The following is a 16,216-nucleotide window of genomic DNA, read 5'->3' on the forward strand; positions in this document are numbered from 1 at the left end:
GGGCGGTTTTTCGTTATCGCTGTCTCACCCATTTGATCGGTAAAACCCATTGAAATCAATCCCCTTAAGCCCCGTGAAAATGAAGGTTTCGCAAATTTTTCGTTTGTCCAAATCCCTTGTTGCAAGTGCTTAGTAACGATGCATAAACTGTCGTCGGCACAAGCGACAAATTGATTGAATCAGGGATAACATCCTGAAAGCAAATTAAAATTGGCGAGACCTGACAATGAACACCGTTTCCAAGCCGATTATCCCCTCCCCCGCACCGCGCAGCTCGAAGCCGGAAATTCTCGCCGAAGAAATCATCGAGCGCCTGACCTATCGCATCGGCAAGGATGCCAAGGTGGCAAAGCCGCACGACTGGCTGACGGCGACGATCCTGGTGGTGCGCGACCGCATTATCGACAGATGGATGGCCTCTACCCGCGAGGTGTATGCGACCGGCGCCAAGCGCGTCTATTATCTTTCCCTGGAATTCCTGATCGGCCGCCTGATGCGAGACGCCGTCTCGAACCTCGGCCTGATGGAGGAGGTGCGCGATGCGCTTTCCTCGCTCGGCGTCGACGTCAACGTCATTGCCGGCCTGGAACCCGATGCCGCCCTCGGCAATGGCGGCCTCGGCCGCCTGGCTGCCTGTTTCATGGAGAGCATGGCAACGGTCGACGTACCCGCTTACGGCTACGGCATCCGCTATGTGCACGGGCTGTTCCGCCAGCAGCTGGCCGACGGCTGGCAGGTGGAGCTGCCAGAAAACTGGCTCGCCCACGGCAATCCCTGGGAGTTCGAGCGCCGCGAAAGCGCCTATGAAATTGGTTTCGGCGGCGCCGTCGAATTCATCACTACCCATGACGACCAGCCGCGCTACGTCTGGAAACCGGCCGAGCGCGTCATCGCCGCCGCCTTCGACACGCCGGCCGTCGGCTGGCGCGGCAAGCGCGTCAACACGCTGCGTCTCTGGTCGGCGCAGCCGATCGATCCGATCCTGCTCGATGCCTTCAACGCCGGCGACCACATCGGAGCGCTGCGCGAAAGCAACAAGGCCGAAAGCCTGACCCGGGTTCTCTATCCCGCCGACGCGACCCCGGCCGGCCAGGAACTGCGCCTGCGCCAGGAGTTCTTCTTCTCGTCGGCCTCGCTGCAGGACATCCTGCGCCGCCATCTGCAGCAATATGACGATTTCACCTCGCTGCCGGACAAGGTGGCGATCCAGCTGAACGATACCCATCCGGCCGTCTCGGTGGCCGAACTCGTACGTCTGCTCTGCGACGTGCACGGCATGGATTTCGACCAGGCCTGGGAAATCACCCGCCATACCTTCTCCTACACCAACCACACGCTTCTGCCGGAAGCGCTGGAAAGCTGGGCGGTACCGCTGTTCGAGCGTCTACTGCCTCGCCACATGCAAATCATCTATGCAATCAACGCCAAGATTCTGATCGACGCGCGCAAGGGCAAGAACTTCTCCGATGGGGAAATCCGCTCGATCTCGCTGATCGATGAAAGTGGCGACCGCCGCGTGCGCATGGGCAACCTTGCTTTCGTCGGCTCGCATTCGATCAACGGCGTCTCCGCCCTTCACACCGACCTGATGAAGGTCACGGTCTTTGCCGACCTGCACAAGCTGTATCCCGACCGCATCAACAACAAGACCAATGGCATCACCCCGCGTCGCTGGCTGCAGCAGTGCAATCCAGGTCTCACCGGCCTGATCCGCGAGGCGATCGGCGACGAATTCCTCGACGATGCCGAGAAGCTAAGGCCGCTCGAGGCGCATGCTTCGGATCCGAGCTTCCAGCAGAAGTTTGCAGCGGTGAAGCGCGCCAACAAGGTGGCGCTGTCCAACCTCGTCGCCAGCCGCATGGGCGTCAAGCTGGATCCATCGGCGATGTTCGACATCCAGATCAAGCGCATCCACGAATACAAGCGCCAGCTTTTGAACATCATCGAGGCCGTCGCGCTCTACGACCAGATCCGCTCGCATCCCGAACTCGACTGGGTGCCGCGCGTGAAACTCTTCGCCGGCAAGGCGGCGCCGAGTTATTACAACGCCAAACTGATCATCAAGCTGATCAACGACGTCGCCCGCACGATCAACAACGATCCGTCGGTGCGCGGCCTGCTGAAGGTCGTCTTCGTGCCGAATTACAATGTCTCGCTCGCCGAAGTCATGGTGCCCGCCGCCGACCTCTCCGAACAGATCTCGACCGCCGGCATGGAAGCATCCGGTACCGGCAACATGAAGTTCGGCCTCAACGGTGCGCTCACCATCGGCACGCTCGATGGCGCCAATGTCGAGATGCGCGACAATGTCGGCGAGGACAACATCGTCATCTTCGGCCTCAAGGCCGACGAGGTCGCCAAGGTCCGCAGCGACGGCCACAATCCCCGCGCCATCATCGAGGGCTCGCGCGAACTCGCCCAGGCGCTCGCCGCCATCGGCTCCGGCGTTTTCTCGCCCGATGACCGCAACCGTTACACCTCGCTGATCGACGGCATCTATTCGCACGACTGGTTCATGGTCGCGGCCGATTTCGACGCCTACGCCCAGGCCCAGCGCGAGGTCGATCAGATCTGGACCAACCAGTCCGCCTGGTACACCAAGACGATCAACAACACGGCGCGGATGGGCTGGTTCTCGTCCGACCGTACGATCAGGCAATATGCAGACGAAATCTGGAGAGCCGGATGAAAACGCCGAAAAACGTCCCTGAAGTAAAGCTTTCCTGGGAAATTTCGGCAGATGAAATCGCGGCGATCCTTGCCGGCTCGCATTCCAATCCCTTTGCCGTCCTAGGAGTGCACCAGGCAGGCGACGCCTTCGTCGCTCGCTGTTTCATCCCGGGCGCGGAGGAAGTCACCGCCATGACGCTCGACGGCAGCGTCATCGGCGAATTGAAACAGCTCCATGCCGACGGCTTCTTCGCCGGCCCGGTTTCCCTCACCAAGCTCCAGCCGGTGCGTTACCGCGCCCGGCGCGGCGATGCCGAATGGGCTGTCACGGACCCCTACAGCTTCGGTCCGGTGCTCGGGCCGATGGACGATTATTTCGCCCGCCAGGGCTCGCACCTGCGCCTGTTCGACAAGATGGGCGCCCACCTCATCAAGCATGACGGCGCCCAGGGCATCCACTTCGCCGTCTGGGCCCCGAATGCGCAGCGCGTTTCCGTCGTCGGCGATTTCAACAATTGGGACGGCCGCCGCCACGTCATGCGCTTCCGCTCCGACAGCGGCATCTGGGAAATCTTTGCCCCTGACGTGCCGATCGGCGTTGCCTACAAATTCGAGATCCGTGGCCAGGACGGCGTGCTGCTGCCGCTGAAGGCCGATCCCTTCGCCCGCCGCAGCGAGCTCCGACCAAAAACCGCTTCGATCGCCGCCGCCGATCTGGAACAGAAGTGGGAAGACGAAGCCCATCTGAAGCACTGGCGCGAAACCGACAAACGCCGCCAGCCGATCTCGATCTACGAGGTGCATGCCGGCTCATGGCGGCGCCGCGACGATGGCACGATGCTGTCCTGGGACGAGCTCGCCTCTAGCCTCATCCCCTATTGCGCCGACATGGGCTTCACCCATATCGAATTCCTGCCGATCACCGAGTACCCCTATGACCCCTCCTGGGGTTATCAGACGACAGGCCTCTACGCGCCGACCGCCCGGTTCGGCGAGCCGGAAGGTTTCGCCCGTTTCGTCAACGGCTGCCACAAGGTCGGCATCGGCGTCATCCTCGACTGGGTGCCGGCGCATTTCCCGACCGACGAGCACGGCCTCGGCTGGTTCGACGGCACGGCGCTCTACGAGCACGAAGATCCGCGCAAGGGCTTCCACCCGGACTGGAGCACGGCGATCTACAATTTCGGCCGGACCGAAGTCGTTTCCTATCTCGTCAACAACGCGCTTTACTGGGCCGAGAAATTCCATCTCGACGGTCTGCGCGTCGACGCCGTCGCCTCGATGCTCTACCTCGATTACTCCCGCAAGCACGGCGAATGGATCCCGAACGAATATGGCGGCAACGAGAACCTCGAAGCGGTCCGCTTCCTGCAGGACCTCAACACCCGCATCTACGGCAATCATTCCAATGTTATGACCATCGCCGAGGAATCGACCTCCTGGCCGAAGGTCTCCCAGCCCGTGCATGAAGGCGGTCTCGGCTTCGGCTTCAAGTGGAACATGGGCTTCATGCATGACACGCTGAGCTATATGAGCCGCGATCCGATATACCGCGGACACCATCACAACGAACTCACCTTCGGCCTGCTCTACGCCTATTCGGAAAATTTCGTCCTGCCGCTCTCGCATGATGAGGTTGTCCATGGCAAGGGCTCGCTGATCGCCAAGATGCCGGGCGACGACTGGCAGAAATTCGCCAATCTGCGCGCCTACTACGCCTATATGTGGGGCTATCCCGGCAAGAAGCTGCTGTTCATGGGCCAGGAATTCGCCCAGTGGAGCGAGTGGAGCGAGGCGAAATCGCTCGACTGGAACCTGCTGCAATACCGCATGCATGAGGGCATGCGGCGCCTGGTGCGCGACCTCAACTTCACCTACCGCAGCAAGCCGGCGCTGCATGAGCGTGACTGCGAGGGCGAGGGATTTGAATGGCTGGTCGCCGACGACCACCAGAATTCCGTCTTTGCCTGGCTGCGCAAGGCGCCGGGCCAGAAACCGGTCGCCGTCATCACCAATTTCACCCCCGTCTATCGCGAGAACTATACGATCCGCCTGCCGTCCGCAGGCCGCTGGCGGGAAATCCTGAACACCGATGCCGACATCTACGGCGGCAGCGGCAAGGGCAATGGCGGGCGCGTGCAGGCCGTCGATGCCGGCGGCAACATCACCTGCTCGATCACCTTGCCGCCCTTGGCGACAATCATGCTTGAACCTGAAAATTAGTGACTGGTGGGAGGAGAAAATGGTAGAAAAGCGTGTTCAGCCACTTGCCCGCGATGCAATGGCTTATGTTCTGGCCGGCGGCAGGGGGAGCCGTCTCAAGGAACTGACCGACCGGCGTGCCAAGCCTGCCGTCTATTTCGGCGGCAAGGCCCGCATTATCGATTTCGCCCTGTCGAACGCCCTGAACTCAGGCATCCGACGCATCGGCGTTGCCACGCAATACAAGGCGCATTCGCTGATCCGCCATATGCAGCGCGGCTGGAACTTCTTCCGCCCAGAGCGTAACGAGAGCTTCGACATCCTGCCTGCCAGCCAGCGCGTCTCGGAAACGCAGTGGTATGAAGGCACCGCCGACGCCGTCTACCAGAACATCGACATCATCGAGGATTACGGTGTCGAATACATGGTCATTCTCGCCGGCGACCATGTCTACAAGATGGACTATGAGTGGATGCTGCAGCAGCATGTCGATTCCGGCGCCGATGTCACCATCGGCTGCCTGGAAGTGCCGCGCATGGAGGCGGTGGGCTTCGGCGTCATGCATGTCAACGACAAGGACGAGATCATCGCCTTCGTCGAGAAGCCGGCCGATCCGCCGCCCATTCCCGACAAGCCGGATTTCGCTCTCGCCTCGATGGGCATCTACGTCTTCCACACCAAGTTCCTGCTCGACGCGCTGCGCCGCGACGCTGCCGATCCGAACTCCAGCCGCGACTTCGGCAAGGACATCATCCCCTATATCGTCAAGAATGGTAAGGCGGTCGCCCACCGCTTCGCCAAATCCTGCGTCCGCTCCGATTTCGAGCACGAGCCCTACTGGCGCGACGTCGGCACGATCGATGCCTATTGGCAGGCCAATATCGACCTGACGGCGATCGTTCCCGAACTCGACATCTACGACAAGTCCTGGCCGATCTGGACCTATGCCGAGATCACCCCGCCGGCGAAATTCGTCCATGACGACGAGGATCGCCGCGGCTCGGCCACCTCCTCCGTTGTCTCCGGCGATTGCATCATCTCCGGCGCCAGCCTCAACAACAGCCTGCTCTTTACCGGCGTCAGGGCCAACTCCTTCTCCAAACTGGAAGGCGCGGTCATCCTGCCGAACGTCAAGATCGGCCGGCGGGCGCAGCTCAAGAATGTGGTGATCGACCATGGCGTCGTCATTCCGGAAGGCCTGGTCGTCGGAGAGGATCCCAAACTCGACGCCAAACGCTTCCGGCGGACGGAAAGCGGCATCTGCCTGATCACCCAACCGATGATCGACAAGCTGGATATCTGACTTATGAAAGTTCTTTCGGTTTCGTCCGAAGTCTTCCCTTTGATCAAGACAGGGGGCCTGGCCGATGTGTCAGGCGCCCTGCCGATTGCTCTTAAAGCCTTCGGGGTCGAGACCAAGACCCTTCTGCCTGGCTATCCCGCCGTCATGAAGGTCATTCGCGACCCGATCGTCAGGCTCGAATTCCCCGACCTGCTCGGCGAGCCGGCTGCTGTGCTTGAGGTCCAGCATGAGGGCCTCGATCTGCTCGTCCTCGATGCGCCGGCCTATTACGACAGGCCGGGCGGCCCCTATGTCGATCCGCTCGGCAAGGACTATCCCGATAATTGGCGGCGCTTCGCCGCGCTGTCGCTCGCCGCCTCCGAGATCGCTGCCGGACTCCTGCCCGGCTGGCGGCCGGATCTCGTCCACACCCACGACTGGCAGGCGGCGCTGACCTCGGTCTATATGCGCTACTATCCGACGCCGGAACTGCCGAGCGTGCTGACCATCCACAACATCGCTTTCCAAGGCCAGTTCGGTCCCGAGATCTTTCCCGGCCTGCGCCTGCCCGCCCATGCCTTCGCCACCGACAGCATCGAATATTACGGCACCATCGGCTACCTCAAGGGCGGCCTGCAGACCGCCCACGCGATCACCACGGTCAGCCCGACCTATGCCGACGAGATCCTGACGCCGGAATTCGGCATGGGCCTCGAGGGCGTCATCGCCAGCCACATCGACAATCTGCACGGCATCGTCAACGGCATCGATACGGATATCTGGAACCCGGCGACCGATCCCGTCGTCCACACCCATTATGGCCCGACGACGCTGAAGAACCGCGAGGAGAACCGCCGTTCGATCGCCGAATTCTTCCATCTCGACAATGACGACGCCCCGATTTTCTGCGTCATCAGCCGCCTGACCTGGCAGAAGGGCATGGATATCGTCGCCAATGTCGCCGACGAAATCGTCGCCATGGGCGGCAAGCTCGTCGTGCTCGGCTCCGGCGAAGCCGCACTTGAAGGCGCACTGCTTGCCTCTGCCAGCCGCCATCCCGGCCGCATCGGCGTCTCGATCGGCTATAACGAGCCGATGTCGCACCTGATGCAGGCCGGCTGCGATGCCATCATCATCCCGTCGCGTTTCGAACCCTGCGGCCTCACCCAGCTTTACGGCCTACGTTACGGCTGCGTGCCGATCGTCGCCCGCACGGGCGGGCTGAACGACACGGTGATCGACGCCAATCACGCCGCACTTGCGGCGAAAGTGGCAACCGGCATACAATTCTCACCCGTGACGGAAGCGGGCATGCTACAGGCAATCCGCCGTGCGATGCATTTTTACGCGGACCGAAAACTCTGGACCCAATTGCAAAAGCAGGGCATGAAATCGGATGTCTCCTGGGAGAAGAGCGCCGAACGCTACGCTGCCCTCTATTCAAGCCTCGTCTCGAAAGGCATGTGAACTAAAATGAACAAGTCCGTACCCACCACACCCTATCTGGACCAGAAACCCGGCACGTCGGGTCTGCGCAAGAAGGTTCCGGTCTTCCAGCAGCCGAACTACGCCGAGAACTTCATCCAGTCGATCTTCGATTCGCTGGAAGGTTATCAGGGCAAGTGCCTCGTCATCGGCGGCGACGGACGCTACTACAATCGCGAAGTCATTCAGAAGGCCATCAAGATGGCCGCCGCCAACGGCTTCGGCAAGGTCATGGTCGGCAAGGGCGGCATCCTGTCGACGCCAGCCGCTTCCCACATCATCCGCAAGTACAAGGCTTTCGGCGGCATCATTCTCTCAGCCAGCCACAATCCCGGCGGCCCGACCGAAGACTTCGGCATCAAATACAACATCAACAATGGCGGCCCGGCGCCGGAAAAGATCACCGACGCGATGTATGCGCGCTCGAAGACGATCGACAGCTACAAGATCGCCGATTTCGCCGACGTCAATCTCGACCGCATCGGCAAGGACGAGCTGCCGGGCGGCATGATCCTCTCGGTCATCGACCCGGTCGAGGACTATGCCGCGCTGATGGAAGAGCTGTTTGATTTCGGCGCCATCCGCAATCTGATCAGCCTCGGCTTCCGCATTGCCTTCGACGGGATGAGCGCCGTCACTGGCCCCTATGCCAAGGAAATTTTCGAAAATCGCCTCGGCGCTCCCCTGGGTTCGGTGCGCAATTTCATGCCGCTGCCGGATTTCGGCGGTCATCACCCGGACCCGAACCCGGTTCACTGCAAGGAACTCTTCGATGAGATGATGGGCGATGACGCGCCCGATTTCGGCGCTGCTTCCGACGGCGACGGCGACCGCAACCTGATCATCGGCCGCGGCATTTTCGTCACCCCTTCCGACAGCCTGGCGATCCTTGCCGCCAACGCCAATCTCGCTCCCGGTTATTCCGGCGGCCTGGCCGGCATCGCCCGCTCGATGCCGACATCGGGCGCCGCCGACCGCGTCGCCGAAAAGCGCGGCATCGGCATGTACGAAACGCCGACCGGCTGGAAATTCTTCGGCAATCTGCTCGACGCCGGCATGGCGACGATCTGCGGTGAGGAAAGCTCCGGCACCGGCTCTAGTCACGTCCGCGAAAAGGACGGCCTGTGGGCCGTGCTGCTCTGGCTGAACATCCTTGCCGTCCGTGGCGAGAGCGTCGCCGATATCGTCACCCAGCACTGGCAGACCTATGGCCGTAACTATTATTCGCGCCATGACTACGAAGGACTCGACACCGATGCGGCGAACGGCCTGGTGGACAACCTCCGCAGCCAGCTATCCACTCTGCTCGGCAAGAGCTTCGGAAGCCTGAAGGTCGAAAAGGCCGACGACTTCGCCTATCACGATCCGATCGACAAATCGGTGAGCGAGCATCAGGGTGTGCGCGTGCTCTTTGCGGGCGGCTCCCGCGTCGTCTTCCGCCTGTCCGGCACCGGCACTTCTGGCGCAACCTTGCGTGTCTATATCGAGCGCTACGAGCCGGATTCGACTCGCCACAACATCGAAACGCAGGAAGCGCTCGCCGATCTGATCGCGGCCGCCGAAAGCATTGCCAGCATTCGTGAACGCACGGGACGCGATGCGCCAACCGTGATCACCTGATCCGGGGGGAACATGCGGGGAGAGAGTTCGGCGCAAAGCGGCGCGATCGTCTTCGAAACCGGTGTCGAATTTGCCGTGTGGTCGCATCACGCCGCACAGATCGAACTCTGCCTTTTCGAGGATGACGGCAACAGGGAATTCGCGCGCCTGCCCATGGCGCGCGACAGCAATCACTTCCACCGTCTGTTTGTCGACGGTCTGAAGGCGGGCGCCCGCTACGGTTATCGCGCCGACGGCATCTACGCTCCCGACAGCGGCCTCTGGTACGATCCCTCCAAACTGCTGATCGATCCCTACGCCAAGCAGATCGATAGGCCGTTCCGCTACGATCCCCGCCTCGGCATCTATGGCGAGGACAGCCAGGATCTGATGCCGAAGGCGATTGTCACCACCGATACGCGCGCCGAAATCGGCAAGCCGCTCTTCAAACCGGGCGGCTTCATCTACGAGGTCGCTGTCCGTCCCTTCACAATCCTCCATCCCGACGTGCCGGACGTTCAGCGCGGCACGATCGCCGCCCTTGCCCATCCCTCCGTTATCGCGCATCTGAAGCGCATCGGTGTCGACGCCGTCGAACTGATGCCGATCACCGCCTGGATCGACGAACGCCACCTGCCGCCGCTCGGCCTCACCAACGGCTGGGGCTACAATCCGGTCGCCTTCATGGCCCTCGATCCGCGGCTGGCGCCGGGCGGCATGACGGAACTGCGCCAGACGGTCGCGGCCCTCCATGCCGAAGGCATCGCCGTCATCCTCGATCTCGTCTTCAACCATACCGGCGAGAGCGACCGTTACGGCACGACTCTATCGCTGCGCGGCCTCGACAACCTGCATTATTATCGCCACGCCCGGAATATGCCGGGCGAACTCGTCAACGACACCGGCACCGGCAACACGCTCGCCTGCGATCATCCCGAGGTGCGGCGTCTCGTCATCGACAGCCTGCGCCATTTCGTGCTCAATTCAGGCGTCGACGGTTTCCGCTTCGATCTCGCCCCGGTGCTCGGCCGCACCGCGACAGGCTTCGAGCGCGATGGCGGAACGCTAGCCGCGATCCTCGCCGACAATGTGCTCACCGACCGGATCATGATTGCCGAACCCTGGGATATCGGCCCGGGTGGTTATCAGCTCGGCAATTTCCCGCCGCCTTTCCTCGAATGGAACGACCGGCTTCGTGACGATCTGCGCTGCTACTGGCGCGGCGACGATTGGAAGACCGGGGCGCTCGCCACCGCACTCGCCGGCTCATCCGACATCTTCTCCCGCAACGACGGCAAAGAGACGCGCAGCGTCAATTTCCTCGCCGCCCATGACGGCTTCACGCTGACCGATCTCGTCTCCTATGCGGGAAAGCACAACGACGCCAATGGCGAGCACAATCGTGACGGCCATAATGAGAACCACTCCTGGAACAACGGCGTCGAGGGGGAGACCGTCTATCCGACGATCCGCAAGCGTCGCCGTGAGGATGTGATGGCGTTGATATCGACACTCTTTGCCACCCGCGGCAGCATCATGCTGACGGCGGGCGACGAGGGCGGCCGTAGCCAGCATGGCAACAACAACGCCTATTGCCAGGACAATGAGATCACCTGGCTGGACTGGAAGGCGCTGAACGAGGATCTCATCGCCCATACCGCCTTCGTCGCCGAGCTGCGCCGCCGCTTCACGATCTTTTCCGAAACCGGCTTCCTGGCAGGCAACGGCGATGTCGAATGGATTTCGCTCTCCGGCGAGCCGATGACCGTTTCCGAATGGGAGACACCGTCGCTTTCCACCCTCGGCATGCTGCTTTCCACCGGTGACCGCTCGGCGTGCGGCAGGCAGACCCGGCTTGCCGTGCTCTTCAACCGTTCGGGCGACCGCCAAATTTTCACGCTCCCGTCCGGAACCGAACCGGGCTGGCGTCAATTGACACCGGAAGGAGCCAAGAAAACCGGCGCCCGCGTCACCGTCGAGCCACGCTCCGTCGCCTTTTTCGTAGAAAAGTGACCGCCTCCCCTCGCTTGCGCAAATCCTTGTCGCAATCGTCATAAATGCACGATAAGGCTTTGGCCGGCGGCCTATTTCACGAGGAATTCATGGTCACGGAAATTTCACTCTCCGACGTGCGGGGACTGATCGGCATGGAAACAGGCCTTTCGGACTGGATCACCGTCGACCAGACGATGATCGACGCCTTTGCAGGGGCGACCGACGACCATCAGTTCATTCATGTCGATCCCCAGCGCGCGGCCGAAAGCCCCTTCGGCGGCACCATCGCCCATGGCTTCCTGACACTGTCTCTGCTGTCGACGATGAACTACAACTGCCTGCCGAAAGTGCGCGAGCAGACCATGGGCATCAATTACGGTTTCGATCGCGTCCGCTTCATGACGCCGGTGAAGAGCGGCGCCCGCGTCCGCGGCCGCTTCCTGCTCTCGGACGCCCGCTTCCGCGGCGGCGGCATGCTGATGACCACCTATGATGTATCGATCGAGATCGAGAACGAGAAGAAGCCGGCCCTCACGGCAAAATGGATCACCATCATCCAATTCGACCCGAAGGACCGTCCCGAGGACGTTTGAGCAAAACGCCGCTTGCTACGCGGCCGACTTGCAGACGGCTTCGAGTGCGTGTCCGTCCGGATCCATCACGAACGCCGCATAATAATGTTCGCCATAGTGTGGGCGTAAGCCTGGACCACCATTGTCACCGCCGCCGTGGGCGATCGCCGCGGCATGAAACCAATCGACCGCCTGGCGGCTCGGAGCGGCGAACGCCAGATGAAAACCCGGGCCGGCCGGGCGCTGGCCCTCCGGTCTATGTTTGATCGCCAGCTTGTCGCCGCCACCGGGAAGACCGTAGCCGACGGCTTGTCCCGTCTGCCCCGGCCGGATGTCATCCCAGACCCTGACATAACCGAGCGCGGCTAGGGCGGCATCGTAAAATGCCGCCGATCGTTCGATATCGGAAACGCCGAGGGAGGCATGGTGCAGCATTCACCTATTCCTCGAATGAGACTTACGCAGCCGGATTGGTCCGGCTTCAATGGCCGGCATCATGAGCCGCCTCGTCGAGCAGCCCGAAGACGTAATCGGAAAACGACCGCCAGCACTCCACCCGGAACGTGTCTTTATCGGTGCGCAGAAGCACGATTTCCGCCTTGCCGAGGATCGTGCGCGACGCGGCTCCAACCGGAAACGAAGACAAGGACAGATCCTGCGGGCACCCGGCGGCAAGCGTCTTTTCCGCACCCGGTCCCGAGACGATGATCGCCAGATTGCGGTGAGAAACGTCGGTCGCCGAATGCACGGCGCCCACGCCCGAAAGCACCGTCATCAGATCGGCGCCGTCCTCGTCGATGGCAAGCCATTCGTCCGGCCCGATCCAGAGCACCGACCGGGCGCCGGCCCGGCCCGATGTTTTCGGGGCGGTCGGCACGGACAGACCGAGCGCGGAGGAAAGTGCTGCAAGCGATTCCGCCGGGGCGCGTAGCGCCACACGACTCGCTGCCGGCGCCGTCGTCAGCCGTACTGTTGCGGAGCCGCCGAGACGGCCGGCAAGCGCCGGTTTGCGAATTGCGACATCAGCCATGGATGCGGCCTCCTTCCTTGTCAAAGAATACCAGATCCGTCACCTCGACGGCGATCGTCCGGTCCGCCATCGGCACGTAGAGCGTTTCGCCCATCCTCGCCCGACCGCCGGCGACAAGCGCGAAAGCGATCGACCGGCCGCAGTTTTCCGACCAGTAGGACGAGGTGACGTGTCCGAGCATTGTCATCGGCTTGGGCTCGTTCGGGTTGGCGACGACCTGCGCGCCTTCCTCGAGCACCAGCTTCGGATCCTTGGTGACAAGGCCGACGAGCTGCTTGCGCCCTTCCTTGACGAGATCCGGCCGCTGCAGGCCGCGAATGCCGACAAAGTCCTTCTTCTTCTTCGAAACGGCCCAGGCAACGCCCGCGTCATCCGGGGTAACCGTGCCGTCAGTATCCTGGCCGACGATGATGTAGCCCTTCTCGGCGCGCAGCACGTGCATCGTCTCTGTGCCGTAGACGCAGGCGCCAAGCGGCTCGGCATTGGCCCAGACGGCTTCGAGCACCGACTGGCCATAATCGGCGGGCACGTTGATTTCGAAACCGATTTCGCCGGTGAAGGAGACGCGGAACAGCCGCGCCGGCACGCCGCAGACCGTGCACTCGGCAACGCTCATATGCGGGAAGGCCTCGTTCGAGAGGTCGAGCCCTTCGACGAGGGGCGCGACGATCTCGCGCGCCTTCGGGCCCTGCACGGCAATCACCGCCCATTGCTCGGTCACCGAGGTCAGCCACACCTTCAGATCCGGGAATTCCGTCTGCAGATAATCTTCCATGTGGTGAAGAACGCGCGGCGCGCCGCCGGTCGTCGTCGTCACATGGAAACGGTCCTCGGCCAGGCGCCCGACGACGCCGTCGTCATAAACGAAGCCGTCTTCGCGGGTCATGATGCCGTAGCGGGCCTTGCCCGGCTTCAGCGTGTCCCAGGCATTGGTATAGATAAGGTTGAGGAACTTCGCCGCATCCGGCCCCACCACCTCGATCTTGCCGAGCGTCGAAGCGTCGAAAATACCGGCCGACTCTCGGGCTGTGCGGCATTCGCGGGCGACCGCCTGGTGCATGCTCTCACCCGCCCGCGGATAGAACCAGGCACGCTTCCAGTTACCGACATCCTCGAAGACGGCGCCATGCGCTTCTTCCCAGTTGTGCAGCGGCGTCTTGCGCGTCGGGTCGAACAGCTCTCCGCGCGAATGGCCGATCAGCGTGCCGTAGGTAACCGGTGTATAGGGCGCGCGGAAGGTGGTGAGACCGACCTGCGGGATTTCCTTGCCAAGCATTTCGGCGGCGATCGCCAGGCCGTGCATGTTGGAAAGCTTGCCCTGGTCCGAGGCCATGCCGTTGGTCGTGAAGCGCTTGATGTGCTCGATCGAATGCATGCCCTCGCGCACGGCAAGACGGATATCCTTGGCGCAGACGTCGTGCTGGAAATCGATGAAGGCCTTGGCGTTGGTCTTCGGGCCGGCGCCTTCGGCAGCACCGATCATGCCGCCCGTCCAGTCATAGGCCTGCTCGGCCGAAATGGCGATCTTCTCGCCGCTGCTTCTGCCGGTGGCCTGCGCCATCAGCTCGCCCGCGGCAAGCGATTCTTCGATCGTCCGCTGCAGATCGTCGGTGCCGTTGCAGGCGCCGACCGAAAGGCAGTCCTGTGCATAGGAGCCAGGCAGGAAACGCTGACTTTCGGCATCGAAGGCCACTTTGCCGCGTGACTGCGAGAACAGATGCACCGATGGCGTCCAGCCGGCCGAAACCAGCAAAGCATCGACTGCGATCTTGCGCGGCGAACCGCCGCCGTTGCGCGCCACCGTCATCGACGAGATGCGCAGCCGCCCCGCCGTGTTGATCACCGACTGCCCGGTCAGGACGTCGATGCCGAGCGCACGTGCCTCTTCCAGCACCGCCGCTCCCGGCGCCTGCCTGCAATCGACGATGGCAGCGACCGAAACACCTGATCGTTTCAGATCGAAAGCCGCCTCATAGGCCGAGTCATGCGCCGTATAGATGCCGACCTTGGTTCCGACGGCGACGCCGTAGTGATTGAGATACATCCGCGCCGCCGAAGCCAGCATGATGCCCGGCCGGTCGTTGTTCGGAAATACCATATGCCGCTCGATCGCGCCGTTGGCGAGGATTACTCGCTTGGCCCGCACCTGCCAGAGCCGCTCGCGCGGCAGATCTTGAGAAGGCTTGGCGATATGATCGGTCACGCGCTCGGCGAGACCGACGAAATTGTGGTTGTAGTAGCCGAAGGCGGTCGTGCGGACCAGCACTTCGACGTTGTCCATCGCCTTCAGCCGCGCCACGGCCTTCTGCGCCCAGGCATAACCCTCTTGGCCGTCGATCGTCACGCCAGCATCGTAGCGCAATGCGCCGCCGACTTCCGCCTGCTCATCGCAGAGGATCACCTTGGCACCGGTCCCGGCCGCGGCCAAGGCCGCCGAAAGTCCGGCAACGCCGGCGCCGACCACCAGCACGTCGCAATGGGCATAACGGCTGGCATAATGATCCGGATCTTCTTCCGTCGGCGCGACACCGAGGCCGGCGGCGCGACGGATGAGCGGTTCGTAGACGCTTTTCCAGGCGGCACGCGGCCACATGAAGGTCTTGTAGTAGAAGCCGGCGGCGAAGAACGGCGACATCAGATTGTTGACCGCGCCGACGTCGAAGGCGAGCGAGGGCCAGCGATTCTGCGAGTTGACGATCATGCCGTCGAAGACTTCCTGCACGGTGGCGCGCACGTTCGGCTGCTTGCGCGCCTTGTCGCGGGCGACGTCGATCAGCGCGTTCGGCTCTTCGGCGCCGGCCGACAGAATACCGCGAGCCCGGTGGTATTTGAACGAACGTCCCAAAAGATGCACACCGTGGGCGATCAGCGCCGAGGCGACGGTATCGCCTTCCAGCGCGGTATAGGTCTCGCCGTCGAAGCTGAAGCGCGCGGTTTTGGCCGGCGTTAGGCGCCCCTTGCCGACGATACGGTTCACGCCGCTCATTGCGCCTCTCCTTCCACGGCTTCATATGTCTCGACTGGCGCGTGCTTCTCGGCCGCCGCGCCAATCTCAGGCTTCGGCTCACCCGCCTTGTAGGTCACGATGAACTTGTCGCTTACCGTATCGCGCGCCGCGTTGAAGAAGCGCCCGCACCCATGGATGTGCCGCCAGCGTTCGAAGATCAGGCCTTTCGGATTGTCGCGCAGAAAGAAATAGGCCTCGAATTCCTCGTCCGAAACCGAGGCGATATCGGCAGGCCGCACGATATGCGCGTCACCGGCGCCGCGGAATTCAAGCTCCGAGCGCTCTTCCTGACAGTAGGGGCAATGGATCAGCAGCATGTGTGATTTCCTTCTCCTCCCCTTCTCCTCAATGGGGAGAAGGCGCCTGAAAGGCGG

General features: G+C 62.4%; 11 protein-coding genes. 7 read left to right on the plus strand and 4 right to left on the minus strand.

Annotated elements, in window-relative coordinates; all coding sequences use genetic code 11:
- Positions 1-226: 226 nt before the first annotated feature.
- The 7 genes from K6N12_RS15000 to K6N12_RS15030 all read left to right on the plus strand — a co-directional run bounded on the left by K6N12_RS15000 (position 227) and on the right by K6N12_RS15030 (position 11,826).
- The gene (locus tag K6N12_RS15000; protein WP_097628732.1) at positions 227-2,689 is read left to right on the plus strand and encodes a glycogen/starch/alpha-glucan phosphorylase; all 2,463 of its coding nucleotides are present in this window, start codon (positions 227-229) and stop codon (positions 2,687-2,689) included.
- Positions 2,686-4,893 carry a 1,4-alpha-glucan branching protein GlgB gene (gene glgB / locus K6N12_RS15005; protein WP_097628731.1) on the plus strand — a complete coding sequence of 736 codons (2,208 nt, stop codon included), beginning with the start codon at positions 2,686-2,688 and terminating at the stop codon, positions 4,891-4,893. The genes K6N12_RS15000 and glgB overlap by 4 nt, the downstream gene beginning before the upstream one ends.
- A 19-nt stretch (positions 4,894-4,912) precedes the next feature.
- Complete coding sequence (gene glgC / locus K6N12_RS15010; protein WP_097628730.1) at positions 4,913-6,175, plus strand: glucose-1-phosphate adenylyltransferase; 1,263 nt, start codon at positions 4,913-4,915, stop codon at positions 6,173-6,175.
- A 3-nt stretch (positions 6,176-6,178) separates the two neighbouring features.
- The gene (gene glgA / locus K6N12_RS15015; RefSeq protein WP_097628729.1) at positions 6,179-7,621 is read left to right on the plus strand and encodes a glycogen synthase GlgA; all 1,443 of its coding nucleotides are present in this window, start codon (positions 6,179-6,181) and stop codon (positions 7,619-7,621) included.
- A 6-nt stretch (positions 7,622-7,627) separates the two neighbouring features.
- The gene (locus K6N12_RS15020; protein ID WP_097628728.1) at positions 7,628-9,259 is read left to right on the plus strand and encodes an alpha-D-glucose phosphate-specific phosphoglucomutase; all 1,632 of its coding nucleotides are present in this window, start codon (positions 7,628-7,630) and stop codon (positions 9,257-9,259) included.
- A 12-nt stretch (positions 9,260-9,271) separates the two neighbouring features.
- Positions 9,272-11,251 (plus strand): glycogen debranching protein GlgX, encoded by a 1,980-nt coding sequence (gene glgX / locus K6N12_RS15025; RefSeq protein WP_097628727.1) that lies wholly within the window; start codon positions 9,272-9,274, stop codon positions 11,249-11,251.
- A gap of 89 nt (positions 11,252-11,340) precedes the next feature.
- Entirely contained in the window at positions 11,341-11,826 is a 486-nt protein-coding gene (locus K6N12_RS15030) for a MaoC family dehydratase (protein WP_097628795.1), read from the plus strand.
- A gap of 15 nt (positions 11,827-11,841) precedes the next feature.
- On the opposite strand, the gene K6N12_RS15035 is transcribed toward K6N12_RS15030, so the two are convergent.
- The 4 genes from K6N12_RS15035 to K6N12_RS15050 are packed head-to-tail and all read right to left on the minus strand — an operon-like array spanning position 11,842 to position 16,159.
- Entirely contained in the window at positions 11,842-12,240 is a 399-nt protein-coding gene (locus K6N12_RS15035) for a VOC family protein (protein ID WP_097628726.1), read from the minus strand.
- Positions 12,241-12,286: 46 nt separating this feature from the next.
- Positions 12,287-12,835: a sarcosine oxidase subunit gamma gene (locus tag K6N12_RS15040; protein WP_097628725.1), complete on the minus strand. Its 549-nt coding sequence runs from the start codon at positions 12,833-12,835 to the stop codon at positions 12,287-12,289.
- Positions 12,828-15,821: a sarcosine oxidase subunit alpha gene (locus K6N12_RS15045; protein ID WP_097628724.1), complete on the minus strand. Its 2,994-nt coding sequence runs from the start codon at positions 15,819-15,821 to the stop codon at positions 12,828-12,830. Before K6N12_RS15045 ends, K6N12_RS15040 begins: the two co-directional genes overlap by 8 nt.
- Positions 15,818-16,159, minus strand: a complete 342-nt coding sequence (locus tag K6N12_RS15050; RefSeq protein WP_049734737.1) for a sarcosine oxidase subunit delta — start codon at positions 16,157-16,159, stop codon at positions 15,818-15,820. The genes K6N12_RS15045 and K6N12_RS15050 overlap by 4 nt, the downstream gene beginning before the upstream one ends.
- Between the last annotated feature and the right edge of the window lie 57 nt (positions 16,160-16,216).

The organism is Rhizobium redzepovicii (assembly GCF_019793435.1).
In the GTDB taxonomy this organism is placed as follows: domain Bacteria; phylum Pseudomonadota; class Alphaproteobacteria; order Rhizobiales; family Rhizobiaceae; genus Rhizobium; species Rhizobium redzepovicii.

Excerpts from the sequence above, each read along its gene's own strand:
- K6N12_RS15000 (WP_097628732.1), top strand. The coding sequence starts at position 227 with ATGAACACCGTTTCCAAGCCGATTATCCCCTCCCCCGCACCGCGCAGC.
- glgB (WP_097628731.1), top strand. The coding sequence starts at position 2,686 with ATGAAAACGCCGAAAAACGTCCCTGAAGTAAAGCTTTCCTGGGAAATT.
- glgC (WP_097628730.1), top strand. The coding sequence starts at position 4,913 with ATGGTAGAAAAGCGTGTTCAGCCACTTGCCCGCGATGCAATGGCTTAT.
- glgA (WP_097628729.1), top strand. The coding sequence starts at position 6,179 with ATGAAAGTTCTTTCGGTTTCGTCCGAAGTCTTCCCTTTGATCAAGACA.
- K6N12_RS15020 (WP_097628728.1), top strand. The coding sequence starts at position 7,628 with ATGAACAAGTCCGTACCCACCACACCCTATCTGGACCAGAAACCCGGC.
- glgX (WP_097628727.1), top strand. The coding sequence starts at position 9,272 with ATGCGGGGAGAGAGTTCGGCGCAAAGCGGCGCGATCGTCTTCGAAACC.
- K6N12_RS15030 (WP_097628795.1), top strand. The coding sequence starts at position 11,341 with ATGGTCACGGAAATTTCACTCTCCGACGTGCGGGGACTGATCGGCATG.
- K6N12_RS15035 (WP_097628726.1), bottom strand. The coding sequence starts at position 12,240 with ATGCTGCACCATGCCTCCCTCGGCGTTTCCGATATCGAACGATCGGCG.
- K6N12_RS15040 (WP_097628725.1), bottom strand. The coding sequence starts at position 12,835 with ATGGCTGATGTCGCAATTCGCAAACCGGCGCTTGCCGGCCGTCTCGGC.
- K6N12_RS15045 (WP_097628724.1), bottom strand. The coding sequence starts at position 15,821 with ATGAGCGGCGTGAACCGTATCGTCGGCAAGGGGCGCCTAACGCCGGCC.
- K6N12_RS15050 (WP_049734737.1), bottom strand. The coding sequence starts at position 16,159 with ATGCTGCTGATCCATTGCCCCTACTGTCAGGAAGAGCGCTCGGAGCTT.